Source organism: Allobosea sp. 05L423 (assembly GCF_056397745.1).
This window is the reverse complement of the sequence record NZ_JBFTOA010000014.1, coordinates 93,247-119,049: the sequence shown is the minus strand read 5'-3', so window position 1 is coordinate 119,049 and position 25,803 is coordinate 93,247. Positions and strand designations below refer to the sequence as shown.

General features: G+C 67.0%; 24 protein-coding genes. 17 read left to right on the top strand and 7 right to left on the bottom strand.

Features of this window, described 5'->3' with window-relative positions; translation table 11 throughout:
• Window positions 1-68 precede the first annotated feature (68 nt).
• The 3 genes from AC1DNE_RS23410 (at window position 69) to AC1DNE_RS23400 (ending at window position 2,956) form a co-directional block, all read left to right on the top strand.
• Complete coding sequence (locus AC1DNE_RS23410; RefSeq protein WP_476765361.1) at window positions 69-1,010, top strand: ABC transporter permease; 942 nt, start codon at window positions 69-71, stop codon at window positions 1,008-1,010.
• Window positions 1,011-1,020: 10 nt separating this feature from the next.
• A complete protein-coding gene (locus AC1DNE_RS23405) occupies window positions 1,021-1,866 on the top strand; it encodes an ABC transporter permease (protein WP_441469145.1) in 846 nt (281 codons plus the stop codon).
• A 106-nt stretch (window positions 1,867-1,972) separates the two neighbouring features.
• The gene (locus AC1DNE_RS23400) at window positions 1,973-2,956 is read left to right on the top strand and encodes a MurR/RpiR family transcriptional regulator (protein WP_476765360.1); all 984 of its coding nucleotides are present in this window, start codon (window positions 1,973-1,975) and stop codon (window positions 2,954-2,956) included.
• A 116-nt stretch (window positions 2,957-3,072) separates the two neighbouring features.
• On the opposite strand, the gene AC1DNE_RS23395 is transcribed toward AC1DNE_RS23400, so the two are convergent.
• Complete coding sequence (locus AC1DNE_RS23395) at window positions 3,073-3,945, bottom strand: MurR/RpiR family transcriptional regulator (protein ID WP_441469143.1); 873 nt, start codon at window positions 3,943-3,945, stop codon at window positions 3,073-3,075.
• 92 nt (window positions 3,946-4,037) lie between these two features.
• On the opposite strand from AC1DNE_RS23395, the gene AC1DNE_RS23390 reads away from it, so the two are divergent.
• The 8 genes from AC1DNE_RS23390 (at window position 4,038) to AC1DNE_RS23355 (ending at window position 12,168) form a co-directional block, all read left to right on the top strand.
• Window positions 4,038-5,651 carry an ABC transporter substrate-binding protein gene (locus AC1DNE_RS23390; protein WP_441469142.1) on the top strand — a complete coding sequence of 538 codons (1,614 nt, stop codon included), beginning with the start codon at window positions 4,038-4,040 and terminating at the stop codon, window positions 5,649-5,651.
• A gap of 85 nt (window positions 5,652-5,736) precedes the next feature.
• Entirely contained in the window at window positions 5,737-6,714 is a 978-nt protein-coding gene (locus AC1DNE_RS23385; protein WP_441469141.1) for an ABC transporter permease, read from the top strand.
• A complete protein-coding gene (locus AC1DNE_RS23380) occupies window positions 6,711-7,619 on the top strand; it encodes an ABC transporter permease (protein ID WP_441469140.1) in 909 nt (302 codons plus the stop codon). Before AC1DNE_RS23385 ends, AC1DNE_RS23380 begins: the two co-directional genes overlap by 4 nt.
• The gene (locus AC1DNE_RS23375; RefSeq protein WP_441469139.1) at window positions 7,616-8,596 is read left to right on the top strand and encodes an ABC transporter ATP-binding protein; all 981 of its coding nucleotides are present in this window, start codon (window positions 7,616-7,618) and stop codon (window positions 8,594-8,596) included. The genes AC1DNE_RS23380 and AC1DNE_RS23375 overlap by 4 nt, the downstream gene beginning before the upstream one ends.
• Window positions 8,593-9,600, top strand: coding sequence for an ABC transporter ATP-binding protein (locus AC1DNE_RS23370; RefSeq protein WP_441469138.1), 1,008 nt, complete (start codon window positions 8,593-8,595; stop codon window positions 9,598-9,600). The genes AC1DNE_RS23375 and AC1DNE_RS23370 overlap by 4 nt, the downstream gene beginning before the upstream one ends.
• Complete coding sequence (locus AC1DNE_RS23365) at window positions 9,597-10,472, top strand: alpha/beta hydrolase (protein WP_441469137.1); 876 nt, start codon at window positions 9,597-9,599, stop codon at window positions 10,470-10,472. Before AC1DNE_RS23370 ends, AC1DNE_RS23365 begins: the two co-directional genes overlap by 4 nt.
• 221 nt (window positions 10,473-10,693) lie before the next feature.
• Window positions 10,694-11,338, top strand: a complete 645-nt coding sequence (locus tag AC1DNE_RS23360) for an outer membrane protein (protein ID WP_441469136.1) — start codon at window positions 10,694-10,696, stop codon at window positions 11,336-11,338.
• A gap of 146 nt (window positions 11,339-11,484) precedes the next feature.
• Window positions 11,485-12,168, top strand: a complete 684-nt coding sequence (locus tag AC1DNE_RS23355) for a response regulator transcription factor (RefSeq protein ID WP_441469135.1) — start codon at window positions 11,485-11,487, stop codon at window positions 12,166-12,168.
• A gap of 24 nt (window positions 12,169-12,192) precedes the next feature.
• Here AC1DNE_RS23355 and AC1DNE_RS23350 read toward each other — a convergent pair whose 3' ends face one another.
• Complete coding sequence (locus tag AC1DNE_RS23350; protein WP_441469134.1) at window positions 12,193-13,536, bottom strand: sensor histidine kinase; 1,344 nt, start codon at window positions 13,534-13,536, stop codon at window positions 12,193-12,195.
• 72 nt (window positions 13,537-13,608) lie between these two features.
• Here AC1DNE_RS23350 and AC1DNE_RS23345 point away from each other — a divergent pair, with 72 nt between their 5' ends.
• Entirely contained in the window at window positions 13,609-14,415 is an 807-nt protein-coding gene (locus AC1DNE_RS23345) for an EipA family protein (protein WP_441469133.1), read from the top strand.
• Between the two features lie 120 nt (window positions 14,416-14,535).
• On the opposite strand, the gene AC1DNE_RS23340 is transcribed toward AC1DNE_RS23345, so the two are convergent.
• The 4 genes from AC1DNE_RS23340 to AC1DNE_RS23325 form a co-directional block, all read right to left on the bottom strand.
• Window positions 14,536-15,219, bottom strand: a complete 684-nt coding sequence (locus AC1DNE_RS23340; protein WP_441469132.1) for a lysophospholipid acyltransferase family protein — start codon at window positions 15,217-15,219, stop codon at window positions 14,536-14,538.
• A 124-nt stretch (window positions 15,220-15,343) separates the two neighbouring features.
• Complete coding sequence (locus AC1DNE_RS23335) at window positions 15,344-16,465, bottom strand: amino acid ABC transporter permease (protein WP_441469131.1); 1,122 nt, start codon at window positions 16,463-16,465, stop codon at window positions 15,344-15,346.
• Window position 16,466: 1 nt separating this feature from the next.
• Window positions 16,467-17,639, bottom strand: a complete 1,173-nt coding sequence (locus tag AC1DNE_RS23330; protein ID WP_441469130.1) for an amino acid ABC transporter permease — start codon at window positions 17,637-17,639, stop codon at window positions 16,467-16,469.
• 184 nt (window positions 17,640-17,823) lie between these two features.
• Complete coding sequence (locus tag AC1DNE_RS23325; RefSeq protein WP_476765422.1) at window positions 17,824-18,846, bottom strand: amino acid ABC transporter substrate-binding protein; 1,023 nt, start codon at window positions 18,844-18,846, stop codon at window positions 17,824-17,826.
• A gap of 167 nt (window positions 18,847-19,013) precedes the next feature.
• Here AC1DNE_RS23325 and AC1DNE_RS23320 point away from each other — a divergent pair, with 167 nt between their 5' ends.
• The 5 genes from AC1DNE_RS23320 to AC1DNE_RS23300 all read left to right on the top strand — a co-directional run bounded on the left by AC1DNE_RS23320 (window position 19,014) and on the right by AC1DNE_RS23300 (window position 24,864).
• On the top strand, window positions 19,014-20,567 hold the full coding sequence (locus tag AC1DNE_RS23320; protein ID WP_476841202.1) for a sensor histidine kinase: 1,554 nt from the start codon (window positions 19,014-19,016) through the stop codon (window positions 20,565-20,567).
• Window positions 20,564-21,169 carry a response regulator transcription factor gene (locus AC1DNE_RS23315; protein ID WP_476765355.1) on the top strand — a complete coding sequence of 202 codons (606 nt, stop codon included), beginning with the start codon at window positions 20,564-20,566 and terminating at the stop codon, window positions 21,167-21,169. The genes AC1DNE_RS23320 and AC1DNE_RS23315 overlap by 4 nt, the downstream gene beginning before the upstream one ends.
• 157 nt (window positions 21,170-21,326) lie before the next feature.
• Window positions 21,327-21,815, top strand: coding sequence for a GlcG/HbpS family heme-binding protein (locus tag AC1DNE_RS23310; RefSeq protein ID WP_476765354.1), 489 nt, complete (start codon window positions 21,327-21,329; stop codon window positions 21,813-21,815).
• Window positions 21,816-21,890: 75 nt separating this feature from the next.
• Window positions 21,891-22,994 carry an ankyrin repeat domain-containing protein gene (locus tag AC1DNE_RS23305; RefSeq protein WP_476765353.1) on the top strand — a complete coding sequence of 368 codons (1,104 nt, stop codon included), beginning with the start codon at window positions 21,891-21,893 and terminating at the stop codon, window positions 22,992-22,994.
• Between the two features lie 55 nt (window positions 22,995-23,049).
• A complete protein-coding gene (locus tag AC1DNE_RS23300; RefSeq protein ID WP_476765352.1) occupies window positions 23,050-24,864 on the top strand; it encodes an ABC transporter ATP-binding protein/permease in 1,815 nt (604 codons plus the stop codon).
• A gap of 65 nt (window positions 24,865-24,929) precedes the next feature.
• Here the strand turns inward: AC1DNE_RS23300 and AC1DNE_RS23295 are convergent, their stop codons facing one another.
• Window positions 24,930-25,766, bottom strand: coding sequence for an alpha/beta fold hydrolase (locus AC1DNE_RS23295; RefSeq protein ID WP_441469124.1), 837 nt, complete (start codon window positions 25,764-25,766; stop codon window positions 24,930-24,932).
• Window positions 25,767-25,803: the final 37 nt, after the last annotated feature.

Sequence of the window (25,803 nt, the reverse complement as noted above, 5' to 3'; positions counted from 1 at the left end):
CCGGTGTCGCACAGGCAACGCCGGGCCGGTTTCCAGTCAAGTCCGCCTTCGCCAACGGAGCGTATCGGATGCTCGCGCATATCGGACGCCGGTTCGCCGGCCTGTTGCTCGTGCTCTTCATCGTCGCCGCACTGGTCTTTTTCCTGACGCGGCTGGCGCCGGGTGATCCGGCGGCGCTGATGCTGGGCGACCAAGCGACGGCGGAAGACATCGCGCGGCTGCGAGCCGCCTATGGCCTCGACAAGCCGCTGCTGCTGCAGTTCTTCCTGTGGCTGAAGGAGGTCGCGGGCGGCAATCTCGGCCAGTCGATCTTCCTGCAGCGGCCGGTGACACAGGCGCTTCTGGAGCGCGCCGAACCCACCTTCTTCCTGGCGATGTTCTCGCTCGCCATCGCAGCGGCGATCGGCATCCCCGCCGGCATCGCCTCGGCGGTGTGGCGCGGGCGCCCGGTCGACCAGGCGGTCAGCGGGCTTGCGATGCTGGCGGCCAACATCCCGAGCTTCTGGCTCGGCCTGATCTTCATCCAGCTTTTCGCGGTCAAGCTCGGCTGGTTCCCAGTTGCGGGCTACGGCCCGCCGCAGGCCAGCTTCGCCGAGCGGCTCCAGCACCTGCTGCTGCCCTCCGCCGTCCTCGGCGTCGTCAACTCGGCGCTGATCACGCGCTTTACCCGCGCCAGCATGCTCGACATCCTCGACGCCGATTTCCTGCGCACGGCGCGGGCGAAGGGGCTGTCCGAACGCCGCGTCCTGCTGGGGCATGCCTTTCGCAACGTGCTCGTCCCGGTCATCACCGTGCTCGGCCTGACGCTGGCGCTGCTGATCGGCGGCGCGATCGTGACGGAGACGGTGTTCGGACTGCCGGGCATCGGCAATCTCGTCGTCTCCGCGGTGCTGCGGCGTGACTATCCGGTAATTCAGGGGGCGCTGCTCGCGGTGGCAGCGATCTACGTCCTGATCAACCTCCTCATCGACGTGATCTATACGTTCGTCGACCCGCGTGTCCGCTACTGAGGCCGCGACGATGAACTCTCCCGTCCTCGCTTTCCTCCGCAGCCTGTTCCGGCGCAAGCTCGTGCTCGTTGCCGCCCTCGTCCTCGCGGTGGTCTTCGTCCTCGCCGTGCTCGCGCCCTTGATCTCACCCTATGATCCCGGTGCGATGCGCGTCGCGCGGCGCCTGCGCCCGCCGAGCGAGGTCAACTGGTTCGGCACCGACGAACTCGGCCGCGACATCTTTTCGCGCATTGTCTGGGGCGCGCGCGCCTCCTTGGGCATCGGTTTTGCCGTGGTGATGATTTCGGTCACGGTCGGCACGGCGTTCGGCCTGATCGCCGGCTATTTCAAGCGGCTCGACGCACCGATCATGCGCTTCGTCGATGCGTTGATGGCGCTGCCGGACATCCTGCTCGCGATCTTCCTGGTCGCGGTGCTCGGCGCCTCCGCCGGCAACGTCATCCTGGCGCTGTCGATCGTCTACACGCCGCGCGTCGTGCGCGTGATCCGCGCCTCGACGCTGGTCGTGCGCGAGCTGCCCTTCGTCGAGGCGGCTCGGTCCATCGGCGTCTCGACCCCGCGCATCCTGGCCGTGCATCTGCTGCCTAACATCGCCTCGCCGGTGCTGGTCCAGGCGACCTTCATCTTCGCCTATGCCGTGCTGGCGGAAGCGGGGCTGTCCTTCCTCGGGGCCGGCGTGCCGCCGGAGACACCGACCTGGGGGACGATGATCGCGTCGGGCCAGCAATATGCTGACGATGCCTTCTGGATCGTCGCTTTCCCGGGCCTCGCCATCGTCTTCGTGGCATTGTCGTTGCAGGTTCTCGGCGACGGGCTGCGCGACATGCTCGATCCGCGTCTCAGGAAGGCTCTGTGATGGCTGCCGCCGTTCCGTTCTTCTCCCAGACCTGCGTCAACCTCGCGAGGCTGGGAAAGGTTGGGGCGGCATCAGATCGTGCGGCTGGTTTCGGCGGAGCTTCGACATGACCAGTACGTTCGATCCAGCGGGAACGTCGCGCGCGGCCGGACTCGAGGATACCGTTGGCGCCTCCGACATCCTGAGCACCATCCGCACCGGCCTCGACGCCATGTCGGACAGCCAGCGGCGTGTCGGGGCGCTCTTCCTCGACGATCCCGATTGGGCGGTGAAGGCCAATGTCGAGGAGATCGCGGCGCGCTCCGGCGTCAGCGCGCCGACGATCGTGCGCTTTGCCCGCGCCATCGGCTGCGAGGGTCTCAGGGACCTGAAGCTGAAGCTCGCCGGGGCGCTGGCGCTCGGCGCGCCGTTCCTGCACCGCTCGGTGCATGTCGGCGAGACGGCGGCCGATGTGGTGCGCAACGTCACCGGCAGCATGACCACGGTGATCGCCGAATGGCAGCGATGGATCGACCCTGCCGAGCTCGACCGGGCCGCCGCGGCGATCAAGCGCGCGCGCCGGATCGACTGCCTGGGCACCGGCGCGACCTCGCATTTCCTGGCGCAGGACCTGCAGGCACGGCTTTTTCGCCTCGGCCTGACCGCGAACGCCTTCTCCGACGCCCATTTCCAGCTTGTCGCCGCCGCGACCCTGACTTCGGCCGATGTCCTTGTCGCGATCTCCTTCGTCGGCCGCATGCCGGCACTGCTGCGCGCCGTCGAGGTTGGCCGGGCGCGGGGGGCTACGATCATCGCCCTGACGCAGGCGCGCACGCCGCTCGCCGAACTCGCCCACATAGTGCTGCCGATGGATGTGCCACGCGATGCCACCATGTTGGTCGGGACGGACGCCTATGTCGTCCAGCTCATCGCGATCGAGATCCTGATGATCATGGTCGGGCTGCGTCAGGGGCCCGAGCTGATCGCCCGCATGAACGATCTCCATCACGTGCTGAACACCTACGGCGTCGACCGCGAAGACCCGTCCGTCCTGCATGCCGGCTGGCGCCAGATGCTGGATTCCGACCTTGGGACGTCCGAAACGGGCTGAGGCGGCCCACGAGCATTTTCGCGTGTCTCCGAACCGTGGAAATGCTCTATGTCTTTGTTTTATCGCATTTTCTTCACGTGAACCGGCATCCACTTCGCTCGAAAATGCTCTGGCCGCTACTGCTGGAAAGTCCAGAGCAGGCTCTCGCTCAATTCCTTGAGGGCCTCGACCGCATCCGGCCGTTCGCGCGCGACCGCGGCGATCAGGGCGTCCGCGATTGCGAAGACGGCGGTGGGAGAATTGGGCAGCAGGCGACTGCGCGCGGGCGCGAAGAGCGTGACATCGGCGATCGACGCGAGCGGGGAAGTCGGACCGTCGGTCAGTGCCAGGAGTTTCGCGCCGCGCTTCTTGGCGAAGCTCGCGAGGTCGAGCGTCGAGCGTGAGTAGCGCGGGACCGAGATCGCCACCAGGAGATCGTCCGGTCGTGCCGACATCATGTGGCGCACCGCGCGCTCCGGGCCGGTGCGGGCCGAGGCGAAGATCACATCCGCTCCGAGGTACAGAGCCAGACCGTCTTCAAGGAACGAAGCGACATGGTGGCTTGCGCCGGAGGCCGCGATGAAGACCCGCGGCGCCTTGAGCAGCAGCTCGACGGCCCGCGTCACCGCTTCCTCCGTCAGCCCTTCGCGGGCCGCCTGCAGATTGGCGGCCTGGTCGGCAAGTGCGGCCTCGACGGTTGCGAAGGTCGAGCCGGCGGCCGAGCGGGCGCCGGCGAAGCTGTCGACGGGAGCATGGGCGAACTTCAGCGCAGCCGAGAGCGCGCCGCGAAACTCGCCATAGCCGCCATAGCCGAGCGCCCGGACGAAGCGCGTCACCGTCGCGTTGGAGGTGCCGCTCCCTTCCGCCAGCCCTTCGATGGTCATCGTCGCGACGTCGAGCGGATGCTGCAGCACGAAATCGGCCGCACGGCGATGGCCGTTGCTCAGGGACGGGTAAATCCGAGCGATCCGGTTCGAGAGATCCGTCGACGGCTTCAGGCCCTGGGACATGTGCCTCCGCCCGGTTGACGTTCAAAAATTTTCATGTTTGCTACCGGACGAAAATAAACCTGTCAAAACGACAAGCGGGAGCGGATACCATCATGCGTCAATCCCTGTTCGTCGCGGCACTCGCCGCAACGTGCCTGTCCGCCACGGCGGCCTCGGCCCAAACCTTGCGCATCGCGCTGGCTTCCGAGCCGACGGCCGTCGATCCGCACTATCATGACCTCACTCCGAACAACGCTCTGGCGCAGCACATCTTCGACTCGCTCGTCAGCCAGGATGAGAAGCAGAAGCTGCATCCGAGCCTTGCCTCGTCCTGGGAGAATGACGGCAAGAATCGCTGGACCTTCAAGCTGCGCGACGGCGTGAAGTTCTCGAACGGCAAGCCGTTCACGGCCGAGGACGTGGTCTTCACCTTCTGCCGCACGCTGAAGAACGAGACCAAGGTGTCGGATTCCTTTGCCGACGTCACCGGGAATTTCGCCTCGGTCGAGACGCCCGATCCGCACACGCTGGTGATCAACACCATCAACCCGGAGCCGCTGCTGCCGAACCTGCTCTCGGCGCTCAGCATCCTCTCGGCTTCCATCGCCGAGCACGGGCCGATCAGCTACGACATCGCCAAGAACTGCGGCGTCACCGGCCCCTGGCCGACGGTCAGCGGCTTCAATGACGGCTCGCTTGCCGTCGGCACCGGCCCCTACAAGCTGAAGTCCTATGTGCGGGGCTCGGCGATCGAGCTCGAGCGCAACCCGACCTATTGGGGCAAGGCCGAGCCCTGGGAGCTCGTGCGCCTGCTGCCGGTGACCAATGCCGGCCCGCGCCTCGCCGGCCTGCTCGCCGGAGATTACGACGTGATCGAGAATCCGGCGGCGCGCGACCTCGGCCGGATCAAGGACGACAAGCGCTTCGGCCATGTCATCACGCCCTCGACCCGCGTGATCTATTTCCAGCTCGACGTCGCTCGCGACCAGAGCCCCTTCGTCAAGTCCGAGGACGGCAAGAACCCGCTGAAGGATGCGCGCGTGCGCAAGGCGATGTCGCTCGCCATCGACCGCGATGCCATCGTCAAGCGCATCATGGATGGCGCGGCCGAGCCCGCCTACCAGTACCTGCCGACCGGCATGTTCGGCACGCTGCCGAACCCGCCGAAGCTGGCCTATGATCCCGCGCAGGCGAAGAAGCTGCTGGCCGAGGCCGGTTATGCCAAGGGCTTCCAGCTCACGCTGTCGACCACCAACGATCGCTACATCAACGACAGCCAGATCACCCAGGCGGTCGCACAGTACCTGACCCAGATCGGCATCAAGACCGAGGTCGACGCGATGACGCGGGCGATCTACTTCCCGCGCCGGGCCAAGAAGGAATTCAGCGTTGCGCTCGGCGGCTGGGGCTCCGGCACCGGCGAGGCCGCGTCCTTCCTGCGCCAGTGGCCGCCGACCCCGAACGAGACCAAGACGCTGGGTGGCTCGAACTATGGCGGCTACAAGAACGACCAGTTCGACAAGGTGATCCGCGAGGCCGTGACCACGCTCGACGACGCCAAGCGCGCCGAGCTGCTGCAGGAGGCCGGCAAGCTCGTGCTCGCCGACGGCGCCTTCATCCCGCTGCACTTCGAGAGCGGCGTCTGGGCCTTCAAGTCCAACCTCGCTGTCACCGGTCGCGCCGACCAGTACATGCTGGCGATGTCGGTCAAGCCGGCCGCCAAGTAAGCCTCGCCGGGCAAGTCCCCCGAAAGTGACGGGTGGCCCGCCAGGGCCGCCCGTTCGCAACACGTAGCGGAGCCGGTCTCACCCCATGACCGCCTATGTCCTGCAGCGGCTGATCCAGAGCGTGCTCGTGCTGCTCGCGGTCTCGGTCGTCGTCTTCTTCGCCGTCTACGGCATCGGCGATCCGATCGAGCTTCTGGTCTCGCCCTCGGTCAGCTCGGCCGAGCGCGAGGCGCTGATCCGGCGCCTCGGTCTCGATTTGCCGATCTGGCAGCAATATTTCGTCTTCATCGGTAACGCGTTGAAAGGCGACCTGGGCCGCTCCTTCGTTCATGGCGTGCCGGCGATCGAACTGATCTTGGCGCGTCTGCCCGCGACCTTCGAGCTTGTGCTGCTGGCGATGACGCTGGCGATCTTCACCGGCGTGCCGCTCGGGCTCTATGCCGGGCTCGATCCGGAAAGCCGGCCCTCGCGCATCATCATGGGCAGCACCATCCTCGGCTTTTCTCTGCCGAGCTTCTGGAAGGGCATGATGCTGATCCTGCTCTTCGCCGTGCTGCTCGGCTGGCTGCCGACGGCCGGGCGCGGCGAGACTGTCTCCGTCCTCGGCTTCAGGACCAGCCTGCTGACGCTGGACGGGCTGAAGCATCTGGCACTGCCGGCGATCAACCTCGCCATTCCCAACATGGCGCTGATGATCCGCCTGGTCGCCGCGGGCACGACCGAGACGATGACGCAAGACTACGTCAAATACGCCCGCGCCAAGGGCGTGCGGCCGCGACGCATCGTCGGCCGCCACGTGCTGCGCAACATCCTGATCCCGGTCGTCACGGTGGTCGGCATCGAGTTCGGCAGCCTCGTGGCCTTCTCGACCATCACCGAGACGGTCTTCGCCTGGCCGGGCATGGGCAAGCTACTGATCGATTCGGTCTACCAGCTCGATCGGCCCGTGGTGGTCGCCTATGTCCTGCTGGCGACGCTGCTCTTCGTCGCGGTGAACTTCCTCGTCGACATCCTCTATGCCGCGCTCGACCCGCGGGTGAAGCTGACGGGAGAGATGGCATGAGCGCAAAGACCAGGGCGCCCGCCGTTCCCGCCTATGCCGACACGCCCCTGCGCGAAAAGGTACTGCGCCGCATCCGCAGCCGGCCGACGACGCGCGGTGCGGCCATCCTGCTCGGCATCATGGTCCTGCTCGCTCTGCTTGCGCCGTTCATCGCGCCGCAGAACCCGCACGACCTCGCCGCCCTCAGCGTGATGGACAACCGGCTGCCGCCGGGCGAGGCCGGCATGAACGGCATGACCTATTGGCTCGGCACGGATTCACAGGGCCGCGACATGCTGAGCGCCATCCTCTACGGGCTGCGCACCAGCCTGATGGTAGGCCTTTCGGCAACGCTGGGGGCACTGTTCATCGGCATTTCGGCCGGGCTTCTTGCCGCACAGTTCGGCGGCGCGGTCGACGCCGTGATCATGCGCGTTGTCGACTTCATGCTCGGCTTTCCCTCGATCCTGATCGCGCTCGTGCTGCTCGCCTCGATCGGCCGCGGTGTGGACAAGGTCATCCTTGCCATCGTGCTCGTGCAATGGGCGCAATATGCCCGGCTGATGCGCGCCTCCGCGCTGGTCGAGCGCCGCAAGGAATATATCGAGGCCGCCCTGAATTTCGGCCTGCCGACCCGACACATCATGATTGCTCACCTTCTGCCGAATTCTGTCGGCTCGGTGCTGGTCGTCGCCTCGATCAGCGTCGCCAGCGCGATCACGCTGGAGGCGACGCTGTCCTTCCTCGGCGTCGGCGTGCCGGTGACGCAGCCCTCGCTCGGCCTGCTGATCGCCAACGGCTTCGAGTTCCTGCTCTCGGGCGAATACTGGATCGCGGTCTTCCCCGGCATTGCGCTGGTGCTGCTGATCGTCTCGCTCAACCTCGTCGGCGACCGGCTGCGCCGCAGCTTCAACGTGCGCTCATGACCGACGCCCTGCTCGATGTCCGCGGTCTCAGGACCGTCTTCCATGCGCTCGACGGTGCCTGGCCCGCCGTCGACGGCGTCGATCTCAGCGTCGCGCGCGGCGAGGTGCTGGGGCTCGTCGGCGAGTCCGGCTCCGGCAAGTCGGTGACCGGCTTCTCGCTGGTTCGGCTGATCGACCCGCCGGGCGAGATCGTCGCCGGCACGATCAGCTTCGACGGCGAGGATCTGCGCGCCGCTTCGGAAGAGCGGCTGCGTGACCTGCGCGGCGACCGCATCGCCATGATCTTCCAGGATCCGCTGATGACGCTGAACCCGGTGCTCAGCATCGGCGAGCAGATGAGCGAGGCGATCCTGGAGCATCGTCAATGCACACGCGACGAGGCGCTGGCGGAGGCTTCGAAGGCGCTGGCGCGGGTCGGCATCTCCTCGCCCGAGGCGCGGCTGAAGCAGTTCCCGCATGAGTTCTCCGGCGGCATGCGCCAGCGCGTCGCCATCGCGACCGCGCTGCTCAATGCGCCCGACCTGATCATCGCCGACGAGCCGACGACGGCGCTCGACGTCACCATCCAGAGCCAGATCCTGTTCGAGGTGCAGAAGCTCAGCCGCGAGACCGGCACCGCCGTGCTCTGGATCACGCACGACCTCGCAGTCGTGGCCGAGCTCGCCGACCGGGTGGCGGTGATGTATGCCGGCCGCGTGGTCGAGATCGGCCCGGTCGATCAGGTTCTCGATGCGCCGCGTCACCCCTACACGCTCGGCCTGCTCAACTCGTCCGCCGCCAATGTCGCGCCCGGCGAGCGGCTGAACCAGATCGACGGCGTCGCGCCGCGCATCGATGCGCGCCCGAGCGGCTGTCCGTTCCGGCCGCGCTGTCCGCGCGTCCAGCTGGTTTGCGCCGAGCAGGATCCGACCACGACGGCCGAGGGCGCCCGCAGCTTCCGCTGCCATAACCCGGTCCCGTTTGGAGAGGCGGCATGAGCGCGCCCATCATCGAGCTCAAGGGCGTCACCAAGCATTTTCGCCGCAACCCGACGGTGGCGGAGCGGATCCTGATGGCGACTGGCCGCGGCAAGGCGCCGCCGGTGCTGCGCGCCGTCGACGGCATCGACCTCAGCGTCAAGCGCGGCGAAGTGCTCGGCCTCGTCGGCGAATCCGGCTGCGGCAAGTCCACGCTCGCGCGCGTCGTCACGGGCATCCTCAAGCCGAGCGCGGGCGAGGTGGTCTACGAGCAGCGGCCTGTCGCGGGGCTGAAAGGCAAGGAGCGGCTGGATTTCCTGCTGAAGGTCCAGATGATCTTCCAGGACCCCTATGCTTCGCTCGACCCGCGCATGAAGGTCAGCCGAATCGTCGGCGAGGCGCTGAGCGTCCACAAGCTGCTGCCCAGGGCCGAGATCGACAAGGCGGTGGATCAGGCGCTGAGCGAGGTCGGGCTCGACCTCGCCTATCGCGAGCGCTACCCGCACCAGTTCTCGGGCGGACAGCGCCAGCGCATCGGCATCGCGCGGGCGCTTGCCGTGAAACCCGATTTCCTCGTCTGCGACGAGCCGGTTTCGGCGCTCGATGTCTCCATTCAGGCGCAGGTCGTCAACCTGTTCATGGATGTGCGCGAGCGACACGGCCTGACCTATCTCTTCGTCAGCCACGATCTCGGCCTCGTCAGGCATATCAGCGACCGAGTCGCGATCATGTATCTCGGCCGTATCGTCGAAGTCGGGCGGGCGACCGAGATATTCGCCGAGCCGGCGCATCCCTATAGTGCGGCGCTGATCGCCGCGATCCCCTCGGCGGCCCGGCGCAAGCGCGCTTTCCAGCCGCTCAAGGGCGAGCTGCCTTCGCCCTTGGCTCCGCCGCCCGGCTGCCCCTTCCATCCGCGCTGCGAGCAGGCGATGCCGGTCTGCCGCGAGGTTCAGCCGAAGCTCGTCGAGATCGCGCCCGGGCGCAGCGCCGCATGTCATCTGCACAAGGCTCCGGAGGCCGCATGACCACCACCACCCTCAACCCGCCGGTCGGCCGCAGCACGCTGCCTTTCATCGACCGCCGCCATCCTGACCGGCCGCTCGTCGTGAACTTCTACCGGCCGGCCCGCCATCAGCCCAACGATCCCGTTATCGTCGTGCAGCACGGCATGATGCGTAATGGCGACGACTATCGCGATTTCTGGGTCGATGCGGCCGAGAAGCACGGCCTGCTGATCGTCGCGCCGACCTTTCCCGACGCGCATTTCCCGAAGGCCGAAGGCTACAACAACGGCCTGATCGTCTCCGCCGACGATGCCATCGCTCCGCGCGAGCAATGGCTCTACGCCGTGCCCGAGCGCGTGCTGGACGCCTTGCGCGCCGGCGGGGTGATCGACCGCCCGGTCATCCGCATCTTCGGTCATTCGGCCGGCGGGCAGTTCGTGCACCGCATGCTGGCGACAGAGGGTGGGGAGCTCTTCGCGGCGGCGATGGCCTCCAACCCCGGCTGGTACACGCTGCCGACGCTCGATAGGCGCTTCCCGGAAGGGCTCGGCGGGCTCGATCTCGACCGTGGTGCGCTCACACGCTGGCTCGCCTATCCCATGATGCTCTTCGCCGGCGACCGCGACATCGTCACCGACGATCCGAACCTGCCGGCGCAGGCCGAGGCGCTGGCGCAGGGGCCGCATCGCTATGGCCGCGCGCATTTCATGCTCGACTTCGCTCGGGCCGAGGCCGCGCGTCTCGGCGTGCCCTGCAACTGGCAGCTCGTCACGGTGCCAGGGATCGGGCATGACGGTGCGGCGATGTCCCGCGCGGCGGCGGCCTATTGGTTCGAGGCCGGCCGGATTCCGCCGGTGGAGGAGCTTGGAAAGCAGGTCGAACCCGTACTCTGACAACTCCTGCTGCGGCGCAATATTGCCGACCCGGTGCGAGAGATGCCGGGCGATGGGGCTTCCCGGGCGGGGGCGCTTGAGCGCGCCGCCGCTGCCTCTTCCTTGGGCAACATTGCCGTAATCTTCGTTCGCAATCTGCGCATGCCGACCCGCTCCGATCCGCGGAGACAGGGCGCAGGCAGTTGCGTCGGTGGCAGGGAATGCCGCCGCAAGGAGTTGTTATGTCTCGCACCATCCCCACGGCGGGTCTTGGCCTGCTGGCCCTTTTCGCTGTGCCTGCAGCGGCGGCGGATCGCGCCCTGCCGCGCACCCAGGAGTGGCCGGCCTATACTGCGCCGCGCACCTATAACTGGAACGGCATCTATGCCGGTATCCATTCCGGCGCGGCCTTCGACCGCTTCGAGGGCGCCGCCAAGAAGAGCCGCAACACAGTGCTGTTCGGCGGCCAGCTCGGCTACAACGTGCAGCTCGGCAACATGGTCTTCGGCATGGAGGGCGACGCGTCGATGAACGGCACGAGCAGCAACTCCAGGGGGAGAGGGGCGGGCACCAGCGTCGATATGCGCTATGTCAGCACGCTGAAGGCGCGCGCCGGCGTCGCCTTCGATCGCGTGCTGGTCTACGGCACGGGCGGTCTGGCCTATGGCAGCCTGAAGGCCAGCGACGGCCTGCTCTCGAAGACCAAGGGCAAGATGGGCTATGTGGTCGGTGCCGGCGCCGAATACGCCATCACCGACCATCTCTCGGCCAAGCTGGAATACAACTACGTTTCGCTCGGCAAGCAGAACTTCCAGTTCAGCAACACCCGCAGCCGCATTGGCGTCACCGAGCATCTCGTCAAGGCCGGCCTGAATTACCGCTTCTGACCTCGTTATTGCGGCCGGCTTTGCGAAGCCTGCCCTGATCCTCGGTCCTTTTCGGACCGTTCCCTGGTAGGGATGGGGCGGGATGTCTGGAATTCCCGTCCCTTGTCCGGCATCACGTTCCATCCCTGCACCTATACAGGATCGACATGCGCGCATTGATCGTCGAGGACGAGCCGGATCTGATGAGCTTCCTCTCGTCGCTTCTCACCAATGCGGGGCTGATCGTGGATCGCACCACGACGATCGATGCCGCATTGGCGGCCCTGCGGACGGCGCCCTTCGATATCGCCATCGTCGACCGGCGGCTGCCCGATGGGGACGGCCTTTCCATCGTCAAGGCGCTCAGCGCGGAAGAGGCGCGCCCGGCCTTCCTGATCCTGACCGCGCGCGACGCGAAGACCGACGTCATCGAAGGCCTCAATGGCGGCGCCGACGACTATCTGGTCAAGCCTTTCGAGCCGGGAGAACTGCTTGCGCGCCTGCGGGTGATCGTGCGGCGCCGCCACCCCAAGCGATCGCTGGTCATTGCGGCGGGCAATCTCTCGCTCGATCTCGAGGGCCGCAGTGCCCGCGTCGGGAGCGAGCCTCTCGACCTGCGCCGGCGCGAGGGGCTGATCCTCGAGGCGCTGGTGCAGCGGGTCGGCCGCGTCGTCACCCGCGACGTGCTGATCGAGGCGGTCTACGGCTTCGACGACCTGATCGAATCGAACACGCTCGAAGCTCAGATCTCGCGCCTGCGCCGCAAGCTCCGCGATGCCGGCGCCCAGGTCGAAATCACCTCGCTGCGCGGCATCGGCTACATGCTGAAGACGATGGAGCCGGTGCGCTAGAGCCGGAGTCGGCTCTGGCGCACCTCAATCGCTGCCGGTGCCGTCCGGCGGGAATGCCAGGCGCACCGTGGTGCCGCCGCCCTCATTGCCGAGAATGGCGATGGAGCCGCCATGGGCGGCCATGATGTCCCGCACGATCGTCAGGCCGAGGCCGGCCCCAGTCGAACCCTGCGACATGCGGTTGAACGGTTCCATCGCCTGGCTGCGCTTGGTCGCGGCGATGCCGACCCCGTCGTCGATGACCTCCAGAACAGCTGCGTCGAGGACGCGGACCAGGATGATCGATCTGGCCTTGGCATGGCGCAGGGCGTTGTCGACGAGGTTGGCGAGCGCGGCCCGGACCGTGGGCTCATTGGCATCGATCATCGCGTGCAGATCGCCCTCCTCCTCCAGGGCGACATCCACGCCATGGCTGAGGATGAGCGGCGCGAGCTCGGCCAGTACGGAGCGAGCGAGCGCGTTGAGCTGCAGCGGCTCGAAAGGCAGCTCGGTCGCATGAAGGCGCGCGAGCTGCAGCATGGAGGAGACGATGGTGGTCAGCCGGCTCAGATCCGTGGTCAGTTGCAGGCGCGCCGGTTCGTCCGGAAGCGCGTCGACCCGGCTGCGCATCACCGCGAGCGGCGTGCGCAACTCGTGCGCGACATTGTTCATGAAGCGCCGCTGCCCCTCCATGTTGCCGGCGATCTGGTCGAGCGCCGAATTGAGCGCGGTCGTCAGGGGCATGAGCTCGACCGGGGTCTCCTCTGTCGGCAGCAAGCCGCGCGGCGCGCGCGGATCGATGCGTGCCGCCGCTTCGGCGGCGCTGCGGAGCCGCGCACTGATGTAGGAGACCGACATCGCGATCGCGGCGGCGATCATGATGCCGAAGACCACCGAGATCGCGAACGCCGGACCGGCGATCGCGCGCAGGAAATAGCCGAGGATCAGGTCCCAGCCCGGCACGCCGCCGCCGGTCGCGACGATGACGCGGCTGCCATCCTTCTCGATCACGTCGAAGGCGAGCGCGTTGTCGCCGCCGACGCGCATCTGCGCCGCGATCGTCGGTCCATCCAATCGGATGTCGATGGGCAACCCCGGACGCAACTCTGGCGCATACTCGACGACGGAACGTCCATCGGAGACGAGATACCAGAGACGGGGGCTGGCCTGCTCGATCTGCACGAGCCCGGCGGTCTTCTCGACCTGAAGTGCGCTGCCCGTCGACGGCCGCACGCTTTGCTGGATGATTTGTGAGGTGACGTCGTTGCGTAGGGCGCCGGGGTCTTCGGTGATGAAGGTGAAGGCCAGGACGGCCGCGATGAAGGCCGCGAACAGGACGACGCCCAGCAAGCCCAGCCGGATCGTGAGGGCGCGCGACAGCGAGGTCACCACAGGCCTCCGCTATCGCGAAGATCATGAGCGCCCGAAGCCGCCGCCGACAGCCGCATGGAAATCGGTTCAATGTTGCGGGTCGTCACGGAGCCTCTGTGCGGGTATGGCTTGTGGGACAGGGCGCGCTGCTCTGTCTCGCTCTGCATGGACCGTAATAGCGTTGCCGTTCAACTCTTCCATGGATCTGCCGACCTGATGTCTGTGTTGCGCACCATGGCAATGGGAAGCTTCATGGTCTGGGCGCTGGGGGCGCTGCTTGCGGCCGCGCCGATCGAAACCACCACATGGGCACAGGGCAAACCGCCGGCGAAGGAACAGATCCGGCCGGGCCAACTGCCGACGACATCGCGCAACGATATTCTGCGATTGGTCGAGGGGGTATTCGATACTGCGTCGAAGACGGTGAGCCTTCCGATCGAACGGGCGTTCGCCCTGTTCGGCGAGCCCAACGCTTATATCGTCGGCGGCGAGCTGAGCGGCTCTTTCGTTGTCGGCGGGCGGCATGGCAGCGGCGAGTTGCGTTTCTCGGACGGGCCTCCCGAGCCGGTGATCTGGTCGGCGCTGTCGGTCGGCATTGGACTCGGCGCCGATTACGGCCGGGTGATCATGCTGGTCTATGGGCTCGACCGCCGGGAGGATGTGTTCGGGGACTATGCCAGCCTCGGCGGCAGCGCCCATTTCCTGGCCGGCGCCAATGCGACGATCCTCGCATCGCCGCGCGCGCGGATCGTCCTCATTTCCTCAGGCCTCGGCCTGCGCTTCTCGGGCGATCTCAGCCGCATTCGTATCGAGCCGGCGGGCGAGCCGGAGATCCTGCGCCCTCCGGCAAACATCTGCGGCAATCCGGCTGATTGTCCGCCGCCGGGCCGTCCCTGACGGTACGGGGCAAAACCATGCCTGGAGTGTTTCCGCGTTTCTCCGAACCACGGAAATGCTCCGAGCCTTTGTTTTGCTGCCTTTTCTTCGCGCGAACCGGTGTCCATTTCTTCGAACGCTCTAGCGTGCCCGCTCGAGCGATTGATAGGCGGCGGCGTGGAGGTCGTCGAGGCGGGCGGAGATGTCCATGGCGATGAGGCCGACCTCGCGGTCATCCGCCCCCTTTCGGACATAGAGCGGCTCCGACCAGAGGATGCAGCCGCGGCCGAAGGGCAGGGCGATGCTGGCTCGGTCCCAGTTGGTCAGATCGAAGCGGGCGCTGGTGACGGCGGCGAAGAGATAGATCGGCCGGCCGGTAACGCGGGCGAGTTGCACGGCGCCCTTGCCGGCCACGCGCGACACTTTTGGCACGTCAGCCGTGAGAACGACGCTGGTGCCGTCGCGGAGGGCATCCCGCATCTCGAAGAAGGCGGGAATCGCCCGCTTGGTCTGAATTTTCGGGCGGCTCTGAGTTCCCGAGCCACGGATGGTCCGGTAACCGGCCCTCTCGACAACCGAAGCGACGACCTCGCCATCGAAATGCAGAGATGCCAGGATTGCCACGCGCGATGCCCCCTCGAGCGCCGCAAGGCTCAGCATCTGCTGGCCATGCCATGTCAGGGCGATGAACGGCTCGCGGCTGCGCTCCCACGGACAGGCCCCGGGAATGACCGGCCTGAACCGGGTGGTTCGCTGCACGAGGTTGATATAGCTATGCAACGCGCGGCCGGCGAGCGCCGCTGAGTGGCCTGAGCTGGAACGCATCGTCCGCCCTCCATGGTGAATCACATGGAGTGGTCGGCGTCCCGGCTTGCTGGAACATTGCGCGGCTGCCGGCCGGGAGACCGGTTTTGCGCGAAATCAGGGTCTGAACACGTTTCCGGCCTCGTCAGGCACTCCGACCATGGCTGTGATCCGTCCGCAGGCGGCGCTCGATGAAGCGGCTGTAGGAGCCCATGCCGTAGCTGAACACGGCATAGACCAGCGCCGCGAAGACATAGCCCTCCAGCACGGCGATGCCCTGCCAGACCGGATCGCGCATCGCCGAGCGCACCGTGTCGAGGAAATCGAGCAGGCCGATGATGGTGACCAGCGTCGTGTCCTGGAAGAAGCCGATGAAGATGTTGACCAGCGGCGGGATGACGATCTTGAGCGCCTGCGGCAGCACGATCTTGCGCATCGACAGCCAATAGCCGAGGCCGAGCGCGGCGGCGGCTTCATGCTGGCCCTTCGGCACTGCCTGCAGGCCGCCACGGACGGTCTCGGCGATGTAGGCGCCGGCGAAGATGATGATCGCGACCTGCGCTCGCAGCAATTTGTCGATGGTCACGCCATCCGGCATGAACAGCGGCAGCATCACTGAGGCCATGAACAGGATCGAGACCAGCGGAACGCCGCGCACCGTTTCGATGATGATCACGGCGATGACCTGGATCGCCGGCAGCTTCGAGGAGCGCGCCAGCGCCAGCAGCACGCCAAGCACGAAGCCGAAGGCGAGCCCGATCGAGGAGAGCATGAAGGAGAGCGGCAGTCCGCCCCAGTTCGTGGTGCTCACCACGGTGAGGCCGAGCACGCCGCCATACATCAGCACGCCGCAGACCAGCACGACCGCGAGCCAGAGCCAGAGCAGGCGCCGCGACCAGAAGCGCGGGATCATCGAGATGATCAAAGCTGCAAGGAACAGCAGTACCGCCAGCGCCGGCCGCCAATGCTCCTCGTAAGGGTAGAAACCGAAGATCATGAAGCGCAGCTTCGCGGCCAGGAAGGGCCAGCAGGCCCCGTTTCCGACCTTGCAGGCCTGCGGCCCACCTTCCGTGACCGCGCGGGTGACGAGCCAGCCCCAGGCGCCGGTCACGAGGCGGTAGATCAGCCAGAGGCAGGCGAGGGTGATGACGGCGTTGAGCGGGGAGCCGACAAAGGGCTTCAGCCCCGAAAGCCAGAGGCGGCGGCCCTGCAGGGGCCGGTCGCTGCGCTCGACGCCGAGCATGGCCGTGTTGGTGAGCTCGGACATCTCAGCGCTCCACCAGCGCGACGCGCGCGTTGTACCAGTTCATGAGCAGCGAGATCGTGATCGACAGACTGAGATAGACCAGCATGAAGATCGCAATGCCCTCGATGGCCTGCCCGGTCTGGTTCATGGTCGTGTTGGAGACCATCACCAGATCGGGATAGCCGATCGCGATGGCGAGCGAGGAGTTCTTGAAGGTCGAGAGATAGGAGCTCGTCAGCGGCGGAATGATCACGCGCAGCGCTTGCGGCAGCACGACGAGCCGCATCGTCTGGCGGTCGTGCAGGCCGACGGCACGCGCGGCCTCCCACTGGCCGCGGCCGACCGCGAGGATGCCGGCGCGGACGATCTCGGCGATGCCGGCGGAAGCCGACAGGCCGAGCCCGACCAGAAGCGCGGTGAATTCGGGCGTGACCTGCAGGCCCCCGGTAATGCGGAAGCGCCCTTTTTCCGGCCAGTTCACCACGAGGTCCGGCTGGAACAGCAGCAGGCCGATCAGCGGCGGCGCGAAGAGGGCAAGCAGCACGAAGGGCCAGGCGGCCCGGGCGTGGCCGGACACGACCCGGTGGCGCCGCAGGATGGACGCGACGACGAAGGCGAGCGCGACGCCGACTGCGACGGAGGCGAGCACGCCGGTATGGGCTGCGGACCAGCGCAGCGAGGGTACGATCAGGCCGCCGTTGCTCAGGAAGACGTCGGGCAGGATCTGCCAGGCATCCCGCACTGGCGGGAAGACCGCGACGATCAGCGCATACCAGAGGAAGAGGTAGAGCAGCAGCGGCACATTGCGCAGCGCCTCGACATAGATCAGGGCGAGGAAGGACAGGAGCGGATTGCGCGACAGCCGGGCAATGCCGACGATCAGGCCGAGCACCGTCGACAGGATGACGGCGAAGATCGAGACCCAGACCGTGTTGAGCAGCCCGACGAGAATGGCGCGGCCGTAGCTGTCGCTGGATTCGTAGCTGATGAAGGACTGGCTGATGACGAAACCGGCCGGCCGCGAGAGGTAGGCGAATCCCGTCGCGATGTTCTGTTCGGCGAGCTTCCGCGAGACAGTGCCGAAGAGATAGAGGCCGATCCCGACGACGAGGACGACGGCCACGACCTGGTAGAGCACGGCGCGCACGCGCACGTCGTAAATGAGCCGCAGGGGGCTGGATGCTGGAGAGGCCATCGGGCTGTTCCGTGCTGGAGACGCACCGGCCGCGCGCCGCGGCCGGTGCGTCTCAGGTCAATCGAGGGAACGCCAGATCGCCGCGCGTCCCACCGGACGCGACGACGGCGATCTATTTATTTGGTATTGCATCGGATTTTCCGAAAAGCGGAAGCCACTTTCCGGTCCGATGCGATGGCCGGGGTCACCGGAAGGGCGGGGAGTAGAGCAGTCCGCCCTTGGTCCAGAGCTGGTTCGGGCCGCGGGTGAGGCCGAGCGGGGTCTTCTCGCCGAGGTGACGCTCGAAGAGCTCGCCGTAATTGCCGAGCTGCTTGATGGCGTTGTAGGCCCATTTGTTGTCGAGGTTCAGCATCTTGCCGAGATCGCCGTTGACGCCGAGCAGGCGCTGGATCTCGGGATCCTTGCTCTTGAGCTGCTCGTCGATATTGGCCTTGGTGATGCCGTATTCCTCGGCCGCGATCAGGGCGTTGACCGTCCAGGAGACGATATCGCGCCAATTGCTGTCGTTCTGGCGGACGACGGGAGCGAGCGGTTCCTTCGAGATCGTCTCGGGCAGGATGACGTATTGCTTCGGGTCGTTCGCGATCGCGCGCACCGAGGCCAGGTCCGAGCGGTCGGTGGTGATGACGTCGCAGCGGCCGGAGAAGAAGGCGTTGCGCCACTCGTCGGGATTCTCGAAGACGACCGCCTCGTACTTGATGTTGCGCGGCTTGAAGTAGTCTTCGAGGTTCTGGAGCGTCGTCGTGCCGGGCAGGATGCAGACGGCCGACTGCGACAGCTCAGCCGCGCTCTTCACGCCGAGCTTGCTCGAAACCATCAGCCCCTGGCCGTCATAGAAGACGACCGGCGCGAAATCGAGCCCGAGCGAGGTGTCGCGCGAGAAGGTCATCGTCGTCTGGCGCGACAGGATGTCGACCTCGCCCGATTGCAGGCCCTGGAAGCGCACATTGGTGTTGAGCGGAACGAAATCGACCTTGTCCGGCACACCGAAGATGGCGGACGAAATGGCGCGGCAGATATCGCTGTCGAAGCCCTGACGGACGCCCTTGTCGTCGGCATAGGAGAAGCCCGGAGCCGTCGGGGAGACGCCGCAGAGAATTTTGCCGCGCTTCTTCACAGCCTCGAGCGTCGCTTGCGCCGAGGCAGGAGCGGCGAACACGGAAAAGGCGGCCGCGGCGAGACCGAGCGCGGCCAGCTTGCTGAACATTTTTGGCATAGGCGTTTCCCCTGGTGCGCGCCTGTCATCGGCGCGTCGGAAGGGAGCCTATTGAGCTGCGGTTGCCGCGGCAAGACCTTCCGCGCATCGCGTGATGACAGAGCACGGTGACGGCACCAGGCTGGCGCAGTAGGCTCGGGGCGAACCGGATCGTGCCCTTGAAATCCCGACTCGCCAGATTCCTGCTGCTGTGGATTCCGCTCGCGCTCGCCGGCCTGGGACTGGGAGCGGCGATCGAAGCCATTCGTGCGCGTGATGCGCTCCAGCGCGAGGGGACGACGCTTCATCGCGTGATCTCGCAACGCGCCGAGCAACATGACGCGCATCTCACCAGCCTGGCGGCGGTACTGGCGAGTTCGACCGCGGACTCCGCCACGTTCCGGGCGGTCGTCGAGGCAATGCAGCGCTTCTATCCGCGTATCGCGGCCGTCGAGCTGGCAGGATCTGGCGCTCCACCGGAGGGGCTCGACGGGAAAGCCGTCGAAAACCTCAAGGATTTCGATCCGGCCGCGCTCGCGGCGCGCATCCGGGAGCTTTCGCCGGGGCAAGCCAGCACGCTGCCCAGCCGCGGGGGAAAGCCCTTCTACGCCCTCGTCAAACGTGTACCGGATAACGGTTCCGAGCCGCGGGCGCTGGTTCTCGTCATCGACGCCACGCGCATGGCCGAGCCGGAGAGTGGCTTGCCGGAGGAGACCGCGCTTACGCTTCGCAATAGCTCCGGGGCCGTGATCGTCCAGCAGGGAAGGGAGCGTCCGCCCGGCATGGCGATGCCTGAGCTCGCCTTCGAGCGGGCACTGGGCAGCCGCTCCCAGCCGCTCGTCCTGACGCTGGAGCGGCGGCCGGCCTTCGCCGAGATCCTGCCGCCTGCGCTGCTGATCGGCTGGCCGGTGGCTTCGGGGCTCGCCGTGCTGCTCCTTCTGGCGGTGCTGCGCGAACGGCGCGCCAGCCAGCGGGCGCGCGAGGCCATGCGCCTGCACCAACAGGATGCGCGACTGGCCCATGCGATGCGCGTGAACACGGTCGGCGAGATGGCGTCCGGCATCGCCCATGAAATCACCCAGCCGCTCACGGCGATCCTGAGCCAGAGCCAGGCGGGCCTGCGGCTTGCGCGCTCCGGGGCGGCGAAGCCGGACGAGCTGATCGGCGTCCTCGAAGCGAATGTGCGGCACGCGCGGCGCGCCGGCGAGATCCTGGAGCGGCTGCGGGCCTATGTGACCCGCCGCGAGCCCCAGCCGCAGCCGCACGACCTTAACCGGATCGTCCGCAACGTCGTCGCCCTGACCCAGCGCGACCTGCGGGAGCGCGGAATCGCTCTGCGATTGGAACTCAGCCCGTCGCCGCTGCAGGCGCGGGTCGATCGGGTCGCGATCGAGCAAGTGGTGCACAACCTCGTCCGCAACGCGGCCGAGGCCATGGAGAGCAATTCCGGAGGCCGGCGCGAGATCACACTCGCGACCCGCCTCGTCGAGCACGAGGCCGAGATCGCCGTGAGCGATACCGGTCCGGGGATCGCGGAGGCAGATCTGGAGCGGCTGTTCGAGCCGTTCTTCACCACCAAGAACGGCGGCATGGGGCTCGGCCTGCCGCTCTGCGAGCGCCTGGTCGAGTCGGCTGGCGGGCGCATATCAGTGCGCAGCGACGCCGGTCGGGGCGCTGTGTTCACGGTTCGCTTTCCGGCTCTCGCCGGCGAGCAGGGGATCGCGGCCGAATGAAGCCTGCCGCCCGCATGGTCTATCTGATCGACGACGATGTCGATGTCCGCGACGCGCTCGCGCTCTTGCTGCGCACCATGGGCTTCGCGGCAAAGCCCTTCGCCAGTGTCCAGGCCTTCCTGGAGCGCCCGAACGCGCGCCCGGACGGCTGCGTCGTCGCCGATATCCGCATGCCCGGGACATCCGGCCTGCAATTGCTGGAGCGCATGGCGGCCGAGGTCGAGCGAATGCCCACCGTCATCATCACCGGCCATGGCGATGTCGCCGCCTGCCGTCGCGCCTTCAAAGCCGGCGCCGTCGACTTCCTCACCAAGCCGATCGACGAGCAGGTGCTGCTCGAGGCGATCGAGGCGGGTTTCGCGGCGCTGGACGAACACTGGCGGACGCAGGCCGCGCGTGCCGGGCGAGAGGCGCTGCTGGCGAAGCTGACACAGCGCGAGCGCGAGATCCTCGACCTCGTCGCCGATGGTCTTTCGACCAAGGAAATCGCCCGCGCGCTCGACGTCTCTCCGCGCACGATCGAGACCCACCGCGCCAATATCGCCGAGAAGCTGGGCGCCGGCTCGGTGGCCGAGATGGTCCGTATCGCCCTCGAAGGGTAGCGGCTCAACAGGTCCGCTGACCAGACCGCGCTTGCAGACCTCTCCGTAGGATTACGGAGAGGTCTCCGGCGCCGCACCGATCTTTTTTCGCTGCGCGGTTCGGTAGCTTGGTCCCAGTCGAGCTCAGGGCTCGCCCATGCCCCGCATCGGAGAGATCATGTCCAAGGTCGTTTTTGCCGCCGCCGCAGCGCTCGCTATCATTCCGGCCGTCGCCGGCGCCCAGGTCCTGCAGGAGCGCAACATGCCGCTCGCCGTCGCGCAGGAAATCGCCCAGGCGACCGTCGACGCCTGCGCTGCCAAGAACTTCAACGTCACCGCCACGGTCGTCGACCGCGCCGGCGTTGTCCGGGCCGTGCTTCGCGCCGACCGGGCCGGCCCGCACACCGTCTCGGCAAGCCGCGAAAAGGCCTACACCGCGGCTTCGGCCCGCAACGTCACCAGCGCGATCGCCGAGGGCGCCGAGAAGAACCCGGCCGCGCGCCACATGGCCTCGATCGAGGGCTTCCTGCTGCTCGGCGGCGGCGTGCCGGTCAAGGTCGGCGACGAGGTGATCGGTGCCGTCGGCGTCGGCGGAGCGCCCGGCGGCCATCTCGATGAGGAATGCGCCAATGCCGGCATCGAGAAGGTGAAGGCGAAGCTGCGCTGAGCCCGGCCTTTCGGTCATCGCCAGGCAGGTGGCCGCTCGCGCGGCCGCCTGCCTTGTCGTTCGAGGAGTACGGCCATGCCGAGAATGCTGCTGGGCGCCCTGGCGCTCCTTGCCGTCGTCTGCTCGGGTCAGGCCGAAGCGCAGACGGCGCCGAGCCCGGCGGAGCTGGCAGCCTATCGCGGCTTGCACGCGGCGGCCGTGACCGGCAACGCCGCGGCCATCCGCCAGCTTGCCGCAGCGGGGAGCGATTTCGACGCACGCGACGGCAATGGCCGCACGCCGCTGCATGTCGCGGCCTTCCAGGGCCGGGCCGAGGCGGCGCGCCTCCTGATCGCATCCGGCGCGAAGCCCGGACTGCTCGATGACCAGCGCTATGACGCGGTGACGATCGCGGCGGTGCGCGACGACGTGCCGATGGTGAAGGCGCTGCTGGCGTCCGGCTCTTCGGCCAAGCTCATCACCAGCCGCTATGACGGCACGGCGCTGATCGCGGCCGCGCATCTCGGCCATGATCGCGTCGTTCGCGCGCTGATCGAGGCCGGGGCGCCGCTCGACCATATCAACAATCTCGGCTGGACCGCTCTGATGGAGTCGGTGGTGCTGGGCGACGGGCGGGCCACGCCATGTCGAGACGGCCCGTGCTCTGCTCGCCGCGGGAGCAGATCGCTCCATCGCGGACGGGCAGGGCGTCACGCCGCTGCGGCACGCCAGGGCGCGCGGCTATCAGGCCATGGCCGAAGTGCTGGAAAAGCCGGAAGGACGCTGAAGCCGCGCGGCTCGAAGACGCGCGATCAAGCTTGCCGGTGCAGGCATGCGCGGCCGCCGGTCCTCATTTCGCTCCATCGCGACCGACCGGCTCCGACCATCCGGCATGGAACCCCGCCTGCGGCTTCACCGTTTAGGCAGGCAGCGGGAGAAGTTTCGACATGCCTTCGAGAGCGATGGAATTGCGCCGTTCGGACGTCCGCGTCACTCCGGCGCGATATGAACGATGCCAGGATTCCGACGGGAACCGATATGTCGTCGCGGTGTGGTCTGACGCAAACGGGATCGCGCGCTTTACCCTCCTCGACGGAACATCGCTTGCGCGCGTCGATGGCGAGACGTTCGAGACGCCGGGCAGAACGCGCCTGCGCCGCTGCAAGGACGCTCCCTTTGCGCATTGGGCTTGAGCGATAACGCGCCCGCCTTGCCGCCAAACATTGTTCGTGACCTCCGCGGGGCGGGACAGCAGATGACCGACGCTCCGCCTCCCTCCCAGCGTTCACGCATGCGCCAGTTCTTTCGGGTCGCCCTCCGCTACTGGAGCGACCGGGAGACGCGCTGGCGGGCCTGGGGGCTGACGGCCGCCGTACTGCTCTTCATTGCCGCGCAAACGGCGAGCGCGGTCGGCATTAACGAATGGAACCGCCTGTTCTTCGATGCGCTCGAGAAGCGCGACGTCCCGGGCGTATGGTCGGCGACGGGATGGCTGCCTCTTCTGGTCGTGGCATCGACCCTGTCGGTGTCGGGACTTGTGGTCTGCCGCATGCTGCTCCAGACGCGCTGGCGCGAGAATCTGACCCGGCGCGTCTCGGGCTGGTGGATCGCCGATCAGCGCTATTACCGCCTGGGGTTCCTGACCAAGAAGCTGACGGCGCCGGAATACAGGATCGCCGAGGATGTTCGCCTCTCGATCGAGCCACTGGTCGAGTTGGCGATCGGGCTGATCAGCGCCTTCATCACGGCGGCGACCTTCGCCGCCATCCTCTGGCAGGTCGCGGGCTCGGCCGAGGTGACGCTGGGAACCGTCACGGTCGTGATTCCGAGCTATATGGCCTTCGCTGCCGTGCTCTATGCGGCGATCGCCTCGCTCGCGGCCTATCTGAACGGCAGGCCGCTCGTGGGTCTCGTCTCGCACAAGAACGAGATGGAAGCCCAGTTCCGGGCCGAGATGACACGGCTGCGCGAGAATGCCGAAAGCATCGCGCTGATCCGCGGCGATGCCGACGAGTTGAGCACGGCCGGCCAGAACTATCGGCGCGTCGTCACCGCCTGGCTCGGGATCATCCGCCAGCAAGGCATCATCGCCCTCGTGCTCAATACCAACGGAGCCTTGTTCCCGATCGTGCCGCTTCTGCTCATCGCGCCCAAATTCCTGGCGGGATCCGTGACGCTCGGCGCGGTCGTGCAGGTCGTGGCGGCCTTCAGTGCGGTTCAGGCGGCGCTAATCTGGTTCGTCGACAATTTCGTCAGGCTGGCGGAGTGGTTCGCCTCCGTCACGCGCGTCGACGAACTGGTCGAGGAGCTGCAGGCGCTCGATGTCGGCACGATCATGGAGGCGGATACGCAGATCGAACTCGGGGAGAGCGAGGACGAGGCGATCCATATCGAGAATTTGTCGCTGGCCCATAGCAATGGCCGTATCGTCGTCGCGGATGCGACTGTCGCCATCGAGCGCGGTGCGAAGGTTCTGATCGTCGGGGAGAGCGGCTCCGGCAAGAGCACGATCATCCGGGCATTGGCCGGGCTCTGGCCCTGGGGATCAGGCTCGATCCGCGTGCCCGCAGGGCAATCGATCGCCTTCGTCCCGCAAAAGCCGTATCTGCCGCGCGGGACGTTGCGCTCGATCCTGCTCTACCCGGCTTCGGAGCGCCCGGTCGACGAAGAGACGATGACCGGAGCGCTGCAGCGCTGTGGCCTAGGCTATCTCTCCAGGCGGCTCGACGAGGAAGACGATTGGGACCGCATCCTTTCGGGGGGAGAGCGCCAGCGCGTCGCCTTTGCGCGCCTGCTGATCCAGAAGCCTGACATCATCGTCATGGACGAGGCGACGTCCGCGCTCGACGAGGAGAGCCAGGAAGTGCTGCTCGGGCTGTTCGACGGCGAACTGGCCGATGCGACGCTCATCAGCGTCGGGCACCGCCCGGGGCTGGAAGACTATCACGAACAGAAGATCACGCTCGAACGCCGCCCCGCTGGAGCCCATCTCACGTCCAAGCCTATCGGGCGTTCGTTGTGGCGCCTTTTCCGGGGCCGCCGGGAGGCCCGTGAAGATACCGCAGACTGAAGCACGGCGAGGCTTGCCGGTGCCGGCCTGCGGCGGGCCGAGATCGACCAGCCGCAGGCTCGGTGTCAGCTCTGCACGAAGGCAAGCAGATCGGCGTTGAGCACGTCGGCATTCACGGTCAGCATGCCGTGGCTGAAGCCCGGATAGGTCTTCAGCTTGCCGTTCTTGAGGTGCTTGATCGACTCGTGCGCGGCGGCGCCGATCGGCACGATCTGGTCGTCCTCGCCATGCAGGACGAGGGCCGGCACGCTGATTGCCTTGAGATCCTCGGTCTGATCGGTCTCGGAGAAGGCCTTGATCCCGTCGTAATGGGCCTTGGCGCTGCCCTCCATGCCCTGGCGCCACCAGTTCCGGATGACGCCCTGATCGACCTTCGCGCCCGGCCGGTTGAAGCCGTAGAAGGGGCCGGTTGGGACGTCGAGGAAGAACTGTGCCCGGTTGTCGGCGAGCGCCTTGCGGAAGCCGTCGAAAACCTCCAGCGGCAGGCCGCCGGGGTTGTTGTCGGTCTTGACCATCAGAGGCGGCACGGCGCTGACGAGCACCGCCTTGGCGACGCGCCCCTGCGGCTCGCCATGCCTGGCGACATAGCGTGCAACCTCGCCGCCGCCGGTGGAATGGCCGATATGGACCGCGTTCCTGAGATCGAGATGCTGCGCGACCGCCGAGGCATCCGCCGCATAGTGATCCATGTCATGCCCCTCCCAGACCTGGGAGGAGCGGCCATGGCCGCGGCGGTCATGCGCGACGACGCGATAGCCCTTCGACAGGAAGAAGAGCAGTTGCCCGTCCCAGTCATCCGAGGAGAGCGGCCAGCCATGGTGGAACATGATGGCCTGGGCGTCTTTCGGTCCCCAATCCTTATAGAAGATCTCGACCCCGTCCTTGGTTGTGACGAATGGCATGTCAGTCTCCTTCAGTGTGCCAAACATGGTCCTTGCG

Excerpts from the sequence above, each read along its gene's own strand:
- AC1DNE_RS23365 (WP_441469137.1), top strand. The coding sequence starts at position 9,597 with ATGACCACCACCACCCTCAACCCGCCGGTCGGCCGCAGCACGCTGCCT.
- AC1DNE_RS23395 (WP_441469143.1), bottom strand. The coding sequence starts at position 3,945 with ATGTCCCAGGGCCTGAAGCCGTCGACGGATCTCTCGAACCGGATCGCT.
- AC1DNE_RS23390 (WP_441469142.1), top strand. The coding sequence starts at position 4,038 with ATGCGTCAATCCCTGTTCGTCGCGGCACTCGCCGCAACGTGCCTGTCC.
- AC1DNE_RS23345 (WP_441469133.1), top strand. The coding sequence starts at position 13,609 with ATGTTGCGGGTCGTCACGGAGCCTCTGTGCGGGTATGGCTTGTGGGAC.
- AC1DNE_RS23400 (WP_476765360.1), top strand. The coding sequence starts at position 1,973 with ATGACCAGTACGTTCGATCCAGCGGGAACGTCGCGCGCGGCCGGACTC.
- AC1DNE_RS23335 (WP_441469131.1), bottom strand. The coding sequence starts at position 16,465 with ATGTCCGAGCTCACCAACACGGCCATGCTCGGCGTCGAGCGCAGCGAC.
- AC1DNE_RS23305 (WP_476765353.1), top strand. The coding sequence starts at position 21,891 with ATGCCGAGAATGCTGCTGGGCGCCCTGGCGCTCCTTGCCGTCGTCTGC.
- AC1DNE_RS23360 (WP_441469136.1), top strand. The coding sequence starts at position 10,694 with ATGTCTCGCACCATCCCCACGGCGGGTCTTGGCCTGCTGGCCCTTTTC.
- AC1DNE_RS23370 (WP_441469138.1), top strand. The coding sequence starts at position 8,593 with ATGAGCGCGCCCATCATCGAGCTCAAGGGCGTCACCAAGCATTTTCGC.
- AC1DNE_RS23295 (WP_441469124.1), bottom strand. The coding sequence starts at position 25,766 with ATGCCATTCGTCACAACCAAGGACGGGGTCGAGATCTTCTATAAGGAT.
- AC1DNE_RS23380 (WP_441469140.1), top strand. The coding sequence starts at position 6,711 with ATGAGCGCAAAGACCAGGGCGCCCGCCGTTCCCGCCTATGCCGACACG.
- AC1DNE_RS23325 (WP_476765422.1), bottom strand. The coding sequence starts at position 18,846 with ATGTTCAGCAAGCTGGCCGCGCTCGGTCTCGCCGCGGCCGCCTTTTCC.
- AC1DNE_RS23385 (WP_441469141.1), top strand. The coding sequence starts at position 5,737 with ATGACCGCCTATGTCCTGCAGCGGCTGATCCAGAGCGTGCTCGTGCTG.
- AC1DNE_RS23405 (WP_441469145.1), top strand. The coding sequence starts at position 1,021 with ATGAACTCTCCCGTCCTCGCTTTCCTCCGCAGCCTGTTCCGGCGCAAG.
- AC1DNE_RS23375 (WP_441469139.1), top strand. The coding sequence starts at position 7,616 with ATGACCGACGCCCTGCTCGATGTCCGCGGTCTCAGGACCGTCTTCCAT.
- AC1DNE_RS23340 (WP_441469132.1), bottom strand. The coding sequence starts at position 15,219 with ATGCGTTCCAGCTCAGGCCACTCAGCGGCGCTCGCCGGCCGCGCGTTG.
- AC1DNE_RS23355 (WP_441469135.1), top strand. The coding sequence starts at position 11,485 with ATGCGCGCATTGATCGTCGAGGACGAGCCGGATCTGATGAGCTTCCTC.
- AC1DNE_RS23315 (WP_476765355.1), top strand. The coding sequence starts at position 20,564 with ATGAAGCCTGCCGCCCGCATGGTCTATCTGATCGACGACGATGTCGAT.
- AC1DNE_RS23330 (WP_441469130.1), bottom strand. The coding sequence starts at position 17,639 with ATGGCCTCTCCAGCATCCAGCCCCCTGCGGCTCATTTACGACGTGCGC.
- AC1DNE_RS23310 (WP_476765354.1), top strand. The coding sequence starts at position 21,327 with ATGTCCAAGGTCGTTTTTGCCGCCGCCGCAGCGCTCGCTATCATTCCG.
- AC1DNE_RS23300 (WP_476765352.1), top strand. The coding sequence starts at position 23,050 with ATGACCGACGCTCCGCCTCCCTCCCAGCGTTCACGCATGCGCCAGTTC.
- AC1DNE_RS23410 (WP_476765361.1), top strand. The coding sequence starts at position 69 with ATGCTCGCGCATATCGGACGCCGGTTCGCCGGCCTGTTGCTCGTGCTC.